Raw genomic sequence first — 11393 nt, 5'->3', positions numbered from 1 at the left:
ACATCACAATTATACAAAATTTCAGGGAAAAGTCAATGTTTATTAGAATTTCGATTACTTGACGCAGACAGGGCATCATGTTAGAATGAGTGGGATTGGGAATGTAAGGAAAAGAAAGGAACCAAACATGATTACCTTATTAAAAATGCCGGCACTGTTTCTGGGAATGCTCGCAGTGTTCTGCTGCCTGGGTTCTTTTTTTATCAGAGAAAACAGGTATGAGAGCGGACATCTGGGTGAAACTGTGCTGTTTGGCTTTATTGCATATTACTTCTTATTTGAACTGATTTCTGTGCCGATGATGGTGCTCGGTGCAAAGCTGCATCTGCTCGCATGGGTATGGGCTGCTGTTGTGGCTGTCCTTGTAATTGCTTCCATCTGTCTTCATCTGGGAATGTGGAGAGAGTGGGGAAAAAGAAGCGGCGGTTTCTGGAGAGGAAAGACGGCGGCTTTTTATATGATGCTGGTGCTGATTGGAATCCAGCTGTATTTTGTTGCTGCACTGCAGGAAAACGGCAGTGCGGATGCAGCGTATTATGTGGGAAGTGTGACAACGAACCTTGCGACAGATTCCATCAGCAGCTTTGACCCATATACAGGAAAAGCACTGGATTTTTTTAACATCCGTTATGTGTTCAGCATGTATCCGGCAGCAAATGCAGTACTGTGCCGTTTAACGGGCCTTCATCCGCTCGTAGTGACGAAGGTGATTCTCTGTATGATGACGGTAGTTTTAAGTTATCTCGTCTATGCACAGATCGGAAAGGCGCTGTTAAAAGAAAAACAGATGGTATGGGTGCTCCTGTGCTTTATTAGTGTTGTGAATCTGAATTTTCATACGATCTTTTCGAATGCGTCGTTCCTGCTGACGAGGGGATACGAGGGAAAGGCCGTATTGTGCAATATCATCCTCCCGTTTCTGTTTTATCTTGGCCTGCGCATGTATCAGGAGAAAAACGGAAAGAGAGTCTGGCTGCTGTTTTTCATGACAGGCGTCGCTGCGATTGATCTTACGATGTCATCCATGATGACCGTACCGGTGGCCATGAGTGCTGTGATTCTGCCGAATCTTGTGCGGAAAAAACGCTGGGGACAGAGCGGGCTCTATCTGCTTGCTGTGCTGCCGTGTGTGCTGGTGCTTGGGGTCTATCTCCTTGGTGTGCGCGGTATCCTGCAGATTCCGGTTGTGCGGTAGAAAGGAGAAAATGTGGGCGGAATAAATCTGAATGAGAGCGGCCTCGATTTTGTGAGACAGGTCTTTGTGACGTTTGGAGGAAACACAACCGTACTGACGCTGTTTCTGCTGTCGGTGCTGTATCTCGCTTTAAAAGGAAAAAAGGAAGAGCGGTATGTGTTCGTAACAACCGCTGTTTTTCTGGCCTTTACGGTATACAATCCATTTGCGGTGAAATATATCCTGGGAAAACTTGGAATGGTCAATGTCTATTACCGGTTTTTCTGGATTCTGCCGATGGTACTGACCATCGGATATGCCTGCACGAAAGTTGTGGGCGGGCAGAAAAAAGGCTGGAGACGGTATCTGACCGCGGCTGCGCTGGCAGCGGTCATCTGTTTTGGCGGAAATTCCGTACTGGCTGGCGGACTGCCGAAGCTGCCGGATAACCAGTACAAGATGCCAGATGATCTTCTGGCCGTCTGTACGGTGCTGCACGAAGAAGCGGGAGAGGGAACCGTAAGAGTTGTCTTTGAACCGGATTTCAACCTGATCGTGCGGCAGTATGATGCTTCGTTTGAACTGGTTCTGGACCGCGATATGGTTCTGACCTATCAGGGCTCCAATACGGTATCAACCGATGCACTGACCGAGCAGGAAATTGAAGACGAAACAAAGATCCTTCAGATTATCACACAGATGGATCTGTCGCTGGATCAGAAAGAATTTTACAGAAGTCTTAGGGAAATGAATGCAGAGTATATTGTACTTTCGAGCAGTTCAGCGGCAGTATCCTATGTGGAAACAGCGGGGTGCATCCCGGTAAGAGAAGTAGAAGGGCATATCATTTTCCGCGTGGAAGAAAAGTAAGAAGGAGGACTTGTTTTTGAATAAGGCAAAAAATTATATTCAGCTGCACCTGAATATCCTGCTGTTTTCTCTGACGAGTGTGTTCTCGAAAGCAGCATCGGTTCAGCTGAACCGGGGAGGAATCAAAAATCCTCTATTATATGTATTTTTATTTCTGATGGTTGCAAACTGTGGCATTTACGCTATTGCATGGCAGAAGGTAATCAAAAAATTCTCTTTGTCAACCGCATATGCAAACCGCAGCGTCTATCTGATCTGGTCCCAGATCTGGGCCGTGCTCATTTTTCATGAAAATCTGACGGTAAAAAATATCATCGGCCTTCTGATTGTGCTGGTGGGAGTTATGGTGGTGCAGCGATATGAATAAATATATGATTTTAATGCTGATCTGTACAATGTTTTCAGCAGTATCACAGATTCTGCTGAAACAAAGCGCCAACGAGGAGCATGCATCTGCACTTCGCGAGTATCTGAACTGGCGCGTGATTGTGGCGTATCTGATTTTTGGCAGTGTACTTCTTTTAAATACGTATGCCTACACACAGGTAGATTTGAAATACGGTCCGGTGTTGGATACCTTTACGTACGTCTTTGTCCTGCTGCTTTCCTTTGGCGTTTTGAAAGAAAAGGTATCAAAAGGAAAGCTGATTGGGAATCTGATTATTATCCTGGGAGTACTGGTGTATACATTGCCGTAAAATGTTCCGATGATGGAAAGAAAGCGATATCAGCTAAGCAGTCCTTGTCCTTTGAAATAGGGGGTCTGCGTACAACAAACGAACGGCTTTTGATTATGAATAAGAAAAAAATAGATTATCGTTTTAAGATATTATATGCTGTGGCGATTCTGATGGTTGTTGCGGGACATTGTGATGGTGGTGGAATTTCTTTGGACTTTGCGCAATGGTTTCCGTATGAGGGAATCCATCTGGCGCTGTTTACTTTTTGTTCAGGATATTTTTTTAAAGATGCAGCACTGAAACGACCGGGGAGATATGTCTGTAAAAAGCTTCGTACCCTGATACTTCCAATGTATGGGTATACGATTGCGTATGGGCTGCTTGTCAGGTTATTACATCGGTGGGGCTTTCAAATCGGTGGAAAATTTAATTTGCACAATATTCTGATTTCACCTTTAAACGATGGGCATCAGTTTGTCCTTAATATGGCCGGCTGGTATATTGTGCCCTTGTTTATGGTAGAAATATTAAATTGTATGATTCGGGCATTTTTTAAGCGAAAAGGATGGCAGATACCGGAATGGATATTTTTTGCAGGGGCAGTACTTATTGGAATGGGCGGCAATTTTTTGGCGATTATGGAATATCGCACCAGCTGGTGGCTGACAGTGGTCAGAATTCTGTATTTTGCTCCGTTTTATGCAATGGGTATTTTTTATAAAAAGATACTGGAGAAATATGTGGACAGGATTCCATCTGTAGTGTATTTTGCGATTGTGTTTGCTGCAAAACTTATGATTTTTCTTCATTATAAAACTAGGTTGGCTTATACGCCAGCGTGGTGCAATGACTTTAATCAAGGACCGGTCATGCCAATTATTATTGGTTTTTTGGGAATTGCACTTTGGATGCGGATTGCAACGATAATGGAACCAGTATTTGGAAGAAAAAAGTGGATTAATCTTCTTGCAGACAACACATTTTCGATTATGGAAAATCAGTTTTTGGGTTTTTTACTTGTAAAAGTTGCTTTCGGAACAATTGCGAATGGCACAAAGCTGTTTTTGAAGTTTGACTGGTCAAGATGTAAAAGTGATATTTGGTGGTATTATATGCCGAAGGACGTAGAACAGACAAAAATTCTGTATTTATTAGCAGCGATTTTTGTTGCCTTACTGATCCAGTGGATCCTTACACAGGTGAAAAAAATGGGAAAAAACATATTTTTGTACGTAAGACAATAGTTAAGCGTATACTGCTTTAAATATTTTGCAAAATAAAAATCCCGCAGAAAAAGAAATGAAAACTTTTTCTGCGGGATTTTATTTTATATTGCATAGATCTGAATCGTTATCAAATTTTTATTGATAATCGATAGGAGACAGGTTGTGAGGATCATCTTCCGCAGAAGAGCCTAGATGTCTGATGGTTTTGGAATTATCCTCATTTTCAGAGAAATCGTCCTCATCTATTCCAGAAGAAGAACTTTCGACTGTGGAATCCAAATCGTTTTCTGTAAAAGAAGAAGCGGAGGAAATGTCACTTACCGAAGTGGAGTCGGGTGTTTCCTCTTCCAATTCAGGATTTGTATCGCAAGGACCCTCGATGAGATGGTAATCCGACTCGGAAAAATGATACCATTTCCCATCCTCAAGCTTTTGCCAGCCGGAAACCGCGTGGCCGTCCTTATCAATAAAATAAGACTGCTTACCGTCAGCCCAGAGCTGATGTGGATTGTAAGTTACCCATTCGTTATTGGCAAATCGATCTTCTTCCTTAATATAAAATTTCTGATATTCGCCATCGCCGACCCAGACGGGGGTAAGATCAGCATCAAGTTCATCGAAGAATCGGGAGCCCATAGAGAGCTGGCGATTCAGTTCATCGAAGCCAAGTTCTTCGGCAAGTGTAGGCTTGTCTGAAAAAAGATTCGTACCAAGTCCAAGACGGTCACCGTCAATGACAGCTCCAAGGCTTGCGAGAGTAGTTGGGAACATATCCATCGTGGTGAAAATCCGATTTTTTTCATGAACCGGAAGAATGGGTGAATTTAAAATAGCGTTATAAGTAGAACGTTGATAATCTTCATCGATGTTTTCACAAAAATCAGAGTCCATGGTCAGATGATCACCGGAAAGAATTATAGTCGTGTTTTCATAAAAAGGCTGTTCCTTGATCCAGTCTATAAACTCACTGACACGGGAACTGGAGCAGTCAATCACCATACCGTAGTGGTCATCTCCGTACTGCTTTTCATCACACTCGTCACATTTGTAGCCGTCCTCGAAGTGGGTGGCAACAGTCAGCATACTGAAGTTGAACGGTTCGTCATTCTTGGAAATCTCCGTCAGTTTATCTTTTGCATACTCAAACAGTTTGGCATCTTCATAGCCCCACCACTGGTAGTAGCCTTCCGGGATCAGTCCCTCGCTGATCGCCCAGTAGTAATCGTCAATTTCATAATCACCGTGCGAAGTGAAGTAATTCTTCCGTCCGCCGAATGCGGCATCGGAACCCATCATAAAGTACTGTTTGTAGCCGGCTTCATTGAGAACGTCGCCAAGTGTTGAAAGCTGCGGAAAAAAGCTGTCCTGATAAGCCATCTCATTGCCTTGAATCGAAAGCTTCAGCGGAAGACCGGAAGTCTGTGCAAAGAGACCGCCCATGGTCCAGGTGGTTCCGGTTGTCGGATAAGCGCCGCCCAGCTTGTCGGAGTTGGAAAAATTGATATTGTCCAGGGCAAGATTAGTCAGGGTGGGAATAAAATTGTGGTCGTAAGCACCGCCGTCTTTTTTATCAGAATAGGTGCTTTCCATTGATTCCAGATAAATATAGATCAGATTCCGTTTCTTTTCCGGGAATGTAATCGTTGTCTGGGACGGATTGACGTAATTATCTTCGATCAAAGTGCTGTAGCTGTTCTGAATGTGCAGGTAAGTATCGATATCCAGCGTCGTCCAGACATTATAAAGAGAATAGGAAGAAAGAGCGATTCCCAGGGCAATGCAGATGCAACCGAGAATGATTTCCACTTTCTTCCGATGGCGCAGGATAATAAAAAGCGCGATCAGAATAGCAAGAACGGCAAAAGAGATCATGCCGCAGGACCAGACGTAACTCCAGAGCACATCCTTGCTGGTACCCTCAAGGGGTGCCTTTAAGTGATAAACAAGTTCTTCCATATCAAGATGCGCCCAGGTCGCGAGCATCCAGCGGGAAGACGTAAAAAGAAGGATCCCAAGGAATCCTAACAGAACGGAAAGAATGGAAAAAAGTATCTTTCCAACATGCTGTACTTTTTTGCGAGACACAGTAAATAACCTCCAGTTTTCTTTAGTGTTTTATAATAGGTAACAAACAGGTAGCGTTAGGTATAAAATATAACTGGGAACTTACGATATTATAACAGAAACTTTACGAAAAAAATAGTATTTTCTTAAAAAATACGAGTGGAAAATGAAAATCCGGGAATTTACATAAAAAGCGGCGGGGCGGGCGTGAAAATGGGTTCTTGAGTTTCTCAGAAAAGAATGGTATAATAGCAAAGATTGTAGACACAAAAGAGGTCAAAAAAAGATCTGTTCACATTTTTGTGGAGAAGAGAAAGGAAAGAAAAATGGGAAAAATTAAAGTAGAATCTTGTGAAATTGAAGGATTAAAAGTAATTACCCCGACCGTATTCGGCGATGAGCGCGGATATTTTATGGAGACATACAATTACAATGATTTTAAAGAAGCCGGCATTGATGTCCAGTTCGTACAGGATAACCAGTCTGCATCCAAAAAAGGTGTCCTGCGCGGACTTCACTTCCAGATCAATTACCCGCAGGACAAACTGGTACGCGTGGTAAACGGAGAAGTATTCGATGTTGCGGTTGACCTTCGCGAGGGATCCAAAACCTACGGAAAATGGTTCGGCGTCCTGCTTTCGGCAGAAAATAAGAAACAGTTCTTTATTCCGAAGAACTTTGCACATGGATTTATCGTACTCTCTGATTATGCAGAGTTTGCTTATAAATGTACCGATTTCTATCATCCAAACGATGAGGGCGGTCTGTACTTTGACGATCCGGAGATCGGCGTGGAGTGGCCGATGCCGGAAGGAATGACAAAAGAAGATCTGATTATTTCGGAAAAAGATCATAAATGGGGCGGAATTAAGGATTTAAAGAAATAAGGAGTAAAAAACATTTATGAACGTATTCAAAGAACTTTATCAGAACCGGAAACTGATCTGGAAACTGTCAAAAAATGATTTCCGCAATAAATTCGCCGGAGCGTATTTTGGCATTATATGGGCATTTATCCAGCCGATGGTGACGGTTGCTGTTTACTTTGTCGTATTCCAGCTCGGACTGCGCGTGCAGCCAGCTGCCACTGGATATCCGTATATCTGCTGGCTGGTTTCCGGTATTATTCCGTGGTTCTTCTTTTCTGATGCGCTGCCAAGTGCGTCAAATTGTCTGCTGGAATACAGTTATCTGGTAAAGAAGGTCGTATTTAAAATCAGTGTACTTCCGATTGTAAAGGTGATTTCTTCCCTGTTTGTACATCTGTTCTTTATTGTGTTTGCTATTTTGATTTTTGCACTGATGGGAAAACTTCCGCCGGTTCAGATTATCCAGATCGGGTACTATACCTTTGCGGTGATCTGTCTCGTCGTTGTACTTTCCTATCTGACCTGTTCCATCACACCGTTTTTCCGCGATTTCGGCCAGATTATCAATGTAATTCTGAATGTCGGCATGTGGGCAACCCCGATTCTGTGGGATACCACAACAATTCCGAATATTCCGAACTGGCTGAACAGCCTTCTGAAGCTGAATCCTCTGTACTATATTGTCCAGGGATATCGTGACAGCTTTATGAATGGACTCTGGTTCTTCGAGCATCCATGGCACACCCTTTACTTCTGGGCTTTTGTGCTTATGGCAGGACTAATCAGTTCCAAAGTGTTCAAGCGCCTCCGGGTTCATTTCTCAGATGTATTATAGGAGGATGGAATGAGCACAGAAAATACAGAAACAGTAATTTCAATTAACCATGTCAGCAAGGTCTACAAGCTGTTTGAAAAGCCGATGGACCGTCTGAAAGAATCGCTTTCACTGACACATAAAAACTATCACACCGATCATTTTGCGCTGGAGGATATCTCACTTGAGGTGCATAAGGGCGAGTGTGTCGGTATCATTGGAACGAACGGTTCCGGAAAATCCACACTGCTGAAAATCGTCACAGGTGTCTTAAACCCGACGAGCGGAAACGTGGAGTTAAAGGGAAGAGTCAGTGCCATTCTGGAACTGGGTGCAGGCTTTAACATGGAGTATACCGGTATTGAGAACATTTTCCTGAACGGAACGATGCTTGGCTATACCGAGGAGGAGATGAAGGCAAAGCTCGACGATATCATTGCGTTTGCAGAGATCGGTGACTTTATCAATCAGCCGGTTAAGACGTATTCCAGCGGTATGTTTGCCCGCCTTGCCTTCGCGGTTGCGATCAATGTGGATCCGGATATTCTGATTGTCGATGAGGCCTTAAGCGTCGGAGACATTTTCTTCCAGTCCAAGTGTTACCGGAAATTTAACGATCTGAAAGAAGCAGGAAAAACGATCCTTTTCGTTTCCCACGATATGGGCAGCGTCATCAAGTACTGTGAGAGATGTCTTCTGATTAACAAAGGAAAACAGGTGATGGTTGGAAAATCGTCGGAGGCAGTCGATGTCTACAAGAAGATTCTTGCCAACCAGTACGATGACGAGACAAAAGAAGAGGAAGAGACCGAAGAGAGTGCAGAACAGACCGAAGAGAGAACCGAAGCAGATGCATCCGGTGCCGTATCGGCAGAAAAGCCGAAAAAAGGCCTCTGGAGAGAACGCCTGATTGCGAATGCGCAGCTGGTAGAATATGGAGACAAGGCTGCGGAGATCGTGGACTTTGCGATTATCGACCACAAAGGTATGATTACATCTTCTGTGGATAAAAACCAGAGATTCCGCATCAAGATGAAAATCAAGTTCCATGAAACGATGGAGCATCCGATTTTTGCCTTTTCGATCAAAGACCGGAAGGGAACGGAGATTACCGGAACGAATACGGCGCTGGAGGATTACACAAAAGACGTGGTGGAAGCAGGAAAGACCGTCACGGTATGCTTTGACCAGATCATGCCGCTGCAGAGCGGACAGTATCTGATGTCGTTTGGATGTACCAGCTACCATCTGGAAGAGCTGGTGATCCACCACAGACTGTACGATGCTTGCTTCCTGGAAGTCTTCTCCATGAAAGACACCGTAGGATTTTTTGATATGAACTCTACCGTGACCTACGAGTAGGATGCGGAGGATAAACGACGGGGGTTATATGAAAGAAACAATAGGAAATGTTCTTTTGAACCTGGATTATTATGACGGCGAAGATGCTTACAGCGACGGCAGCATTGAGGACCGGCTGCTGGAGATCGTCAAGACGACGCCGAAAGAGGATTACCAGAAGGTAATCCTCACAGAAAAAAGCTGGCCGATTTTTTATCATCTCTCTCCGGAACGGGAAAATATTCTGGACTGGTATGAGTGGAAAGACGATGCTTCCGTATTTGAAGTCGGAGCCGGCTGCGGAGCCATTTCCGGCGTGCTCTGCAGAAATGCAAAGCGGGTAGTGGCAAACGATCTGTCGAAGCGGCGCAGTACGATCAATGCCTACAAAAATCAGGATGCGTCCAACCTGGAGATTATGGTTGGAAACTTTAATGTTGTTGCAGAAAAAATGGAAGAACGCTTCGATTACGTGACACTGATCGGTGTTCTGGAGTATGCAAAAAGCTATATTGGAAAGGATAATCCGTATCCGGAATATCTGGAAAAGATCAATCGTCTCTTAAAACCGGGCGGAAAAATCCTGATTGCGATTGAGAACCGTCTGGGACTGAAGTATTTTGCCGGCTGCAGGGAAGACCATGTGGGCCGGGAATTTGCCGGAATTGAAGGATATCCGGGGATCGATTTTGTCGAGACATTCAGCAAACCGGAGCTGGAGCAGATGCTGCAGGAAAACGGTTTTTCGAAGTTTAAGTTTTATTATCCCTATCCGGATTACAAATTTCCGGCGGTCATTTATTCGGATGAATATCTGCCGAAGCCGGGTGAATTGAGAAAAAATCAGCGGAATTTTGATGCTGACAGGATCACACTTTTTGACGAAGGCAAAGCATTTGACGGAATCCTGAAGTCCGGTCTGTTTCCGGTTTTTTCCAATTCCTTTCTGATTGAAGTGGAGAAAAAGGAGTAAACGTATGAGGAAAGTTCTGTATACGAAATTTTCGAGAGAACGTCGGAACGAATTTCAGATTATGACCCGGATTACAGAAGAGGATGGGATCCGGCGTGTGTGGAAGCTTCCGCTGCAGAAAGAGGGAGAACTCCACATCCGGCATATGTATGAAAACTATAGAAAGCTGGAGCATCTGTACGCCTATGCGGGCGTACAGATCTGCCCATGCGAACTGGATGAAGAAAAATGCGCGCTTGCATTTCCTTTTGTAGAAGGGGAAAGTCTGGAAACGCGCATTTCCCGTCATGGAAAAGAAAAAGATTTTGCATCGCTGAAAAAGGATTATGAACTGCTGTATCAGATCATTGCATCGGCAAAAGGGCAGAAATCCTTTGTGGAAACCGATGCGTTCTGTGAGGTGTTCGGCCATCCGGCATTGAAAGAAGGACTTGCCGCAGCGGAGATTTCCAATATTGACATGATTCCGGGCAACCTTCTTCTGGATGGAGAAAAGGTCTGGGTGGCAGACTACGAGTGGGTATTCCCGTTTGCCGTACCGATTGCATTTATCTATGCGCGGAGCGTCTTTTTACAGGAGGCGGCGAGTGCACTGACGAAGGAAGAGCAGGAAGAACTGTACGCCATTGGCGGTATTTCCATGGAAGAGATTCCGGTATACTACCATATGGAAGAGTGCTTCCAGGAATTCGCGGCCGGAAAGGGTGAGCCAAATGCGCTCGCCACGTTCTATGGAAAACTGCACCGGCACAATTATCCGCTTTCTATCTGGGAAAAAGAAAAAATGATGTACCCGGTTGTGCTCACCGAAACAGCACCGGAGGAGAGAGAACTCTATTATGAGGACTGCTTCGGCTTGGATGAGCAGAAGGTGATGATGCTTGAAAAGGCAGACGCGGACGGAGAGCTTTCCCTTCAGCTGATGCAGGAGGGGGCTGTCATTAAAATCCGTTCTCTCGCGGGCGTATGCAGCGATGGGAAGACGGAACGTATCGCTTTTTCGCACAACGCCGAGCTTGAGATTATCGACGACTATTATTTCCTTGGAACGCCGGTTCTGAAATTCCGGAATGCCGGTTATGAACAGATCCGGATTGATTACCGGATTTACTACAAAGGCGATGGCGTTACGTCCCAGTTTATTCAATATATCCGTCAGAATAAAGATCTGAGGGATGAACTGAACGGGGAGATTTATCGGAAAGGCCAGCTGCAGGCAGAAATCGAAGCAGAAAAAGCGGCACTTGCACACAGGGAAGAAGAACTCCAGGAAACGAGAAAACAGAAGCAGTTTCTGGAGGAAGAGCTGGAGCGGATGCGCCAGCGTAAGGTTGTGCGTATGGCAGATAAAGTGCAGCATGTGATAAAAAGGAGTAAATAAC

Annotated in this window: 11 protein-coding genes; 10 read left to right on the top strand and 1 reads right to left on the bottom strand. The window is 44.6% G+C overall.

Annotated elements, in window-relative coordinates; genetic code table 11:
- Window positions 1–127 precede the first annotated feature (127 nt).
- The 5 genes from PGS38_RS10650 to PGS38_RS10630 all read left to right on the top strand — a co-directional run bounded on the left by PGS38_RS10650 (window position 128) and on the right by PGS38_RS10630 (window position 3968).
- On the top strand, window positions 128–1195 hold the full coding sequence (locus PGS38_RS10650) for a DUF6077 domain-containing protein (RefSeq protein WP_118640228.1): 1068 nt from the start codon (window positions 128–130) through the stop codon (window positions 1193–1195).
- Between the two features lie 12 nt (window positions 1196–1207).
- Window positions 1208–2044, top strand: coding sequence for a hypothetical protein (locus PGS38_RS10645; protein WP_055227571.1), 837 nt, complete (start codon window positions 1208–1210; stop codon window positions 2042–2044).
- Window positions 2045–2060: 16 nt separating this feature from the next.
- Window positions 2061–2411: an EamA family transporter gene (locus PGS38_RS10640; protein WP_118600534.1), complete on the top strand. Its 351-nt coding sequence runs from the start codon at window positions 2061–2063 to the stop codon at window positions 2409–2411.
- Entirely contained in the window at window positions 2404–2742 is a 339-nt protein-coding gene (locus tag PGS38_RS10635; RefSeq protein ID WP_022462983.1) for an EamA family transporter, read from the top strand. The genes PGS38_RS10640 and PGS38_RS10635 overlap by 8 nt, the downstream gene beginning before the upstream one ends.
- Before the next feature lie 95 nt (window positions 2743–2837).
- The gene (locus PGS38_RS10630; protein ID WP_055227568.1) at window positions 2838–3968 is read left to right on the top strand and encodes an acyltransferase family protein; all 1131 of its coding nucleotides are present in this window, start codon (window positions 2838–2840) and stop codon (window positions 3966–3968) included.
- A gap of 117 nt (window positions 3969–4085) precedes the next feature.
- Here PGS38_RS10630 and PGS38_RS10625 read toward each other — a convergent pair whose 3' ends face one another.
- On the bottom strand, window positions 4086–6035 hold the full coding sequence (locus PGS38_RS10625; protein WP_270476248.1) for a sulfatase-like hydrolase/transferase: 1950 nt from the start codon (window positions 6033–6035) through the stop codon (window positions 4086–4088).
- Window positions 6036–6340: 305 nt separating this feature from the next.
- Here PGS38_RS10625 and rfbC point away from each other — a divergent pair, with 305 nt between their 5' ends.
- From rfbC to PGS38_RS10600, 5 genes are read left to right on the top strand one after another with little or no spacing between them, the layout of a single operon-like run.
- Window positions 6341–6901, top strand: coding sequence for a dTDP-4-dehydrorhamnose 3,5-epimerase (gene rfbC / locus PGS38_RS10620; protein WP_022462980.1), 561 nt, complete (start codon window positions 6341–6343; stop codon window positions 6899–6901).
- A 16-nt stretch (window positions 6902–6917) separates the two neighbouring features.
- The gene (locus tag PGS38_RS10615; protein WP_055219413.1) at window positions 6918–7718 is read left to right on the top strand and encodes an ABC transporter permease; all 801 of its coding nucleotides are present in this window, start codon (window positions 6918–6920) and stop codon (window positions 7716–7718) included.
- A gap of 9 nt (window positions 7719–7727) precedes the next feature.
- Complete coding sequence (locus PGS38_RS10610) at window positions 7728–9059, top strand: ABC transporter ATP-binding protein (protein ID WP_117801715.1); 1332 nt, start codon at window positions 7728–7730, stop codon at window positions 9057–9059.
- A gap of 28 nt (window positions 9060–9087) precedes the next feature.
- Window positions 9088–10011 (top strand): class I SAM-dependent methyltransferase, encoded by a 924-nt coding sequence (locus PGS38_RS10605; RefSeq protein ID WP_117804382.1) that lies wholly within the window; start codon window positions 9088–9090, stop codon window positions 10009–10011.
- Window positions 10012–10015: 4 nt separating this feature from the next.
- On the top strand, window positions 10016–11392 hold the full coding sequence (locus PGS38_RS10600) for a hypothetical protein (protein ID WP_118600532.1): 1377 nt from the start codon (window positions 10016–10018) through the stop codon (window positions 11390–11392).
- The last annotated feature ends 1 nt before the right edge of the window (window position 11393 follow it).

The organism is Fusicatenibacter saccharivorans, from assembly GCF_027667425.1.
Classification (GTDB): domain Bacteria; phylum Bacillota; class Clostridia; order Lachnospirales; family Lachnospiraceae; genus Fusicatenibacter; species Fusicatenibacter saccharivorans.
The sequence above is the reverse complement of the archived record's forward strand: the minus strand, read 5'-3'. Positions and strand labels throughout refer to the sequence as shown.

Coding starts and splice junctions, on each gene's coding strand:
- PGS38_RS10650 (WP_118640228.1), top strand. CDS start 128: ATGATTACCTTATTAAAAATGCCGGCACTGTTTCTGGGAATGCTCGCA.
- PGS38_RS10635 (WP_022462983.1), top strand. CDS start 2,404: ATGAATAAATATATGATTTTAATGCTGATCTGTACAATGTTTTCAGCA.
- PGS38_RS10630 (WP_055227568.1), top strand. CDS start 2,838: ATGAATAAGAAAAAAATAGATTATCGTTTTAAGATATTATATGCTGTG.
- rfbC (WP_022462980.1), top strand. CDS start 6,341: ATGGGAAAAATTAAAGTAGAATCTTGTGAAATTGAAGGATTAAAAGTA.
- PGS38_RS10615 (WP_055219413.1), top strand. CDS start 6,918: ATGAACGTATTCAAAGAACTTTATCAGAACCGGAAACTGATCTGGAAA.
- PGS38_RS10610 (WP_117801715.1), top strand. CDS start 7,728: ATGAGCACAGAAAATACAGAAACAGTAATTTCAATTAACCATGTCAGC.
- PGS38_RS10605 (WP_117804382.1), top strand. CDS start 9,088: ATGAAAGAAACAATAGGAAATGTTCTTTTGAACCTGGATTATTATGAC.
- PGS38_RS10600 (WP_118600532.1), top strand. CDS start 10,016: ATGAGGAAAGTTCTGTATACGAAATTTTCGAGAGAACGTCGGAACGAA.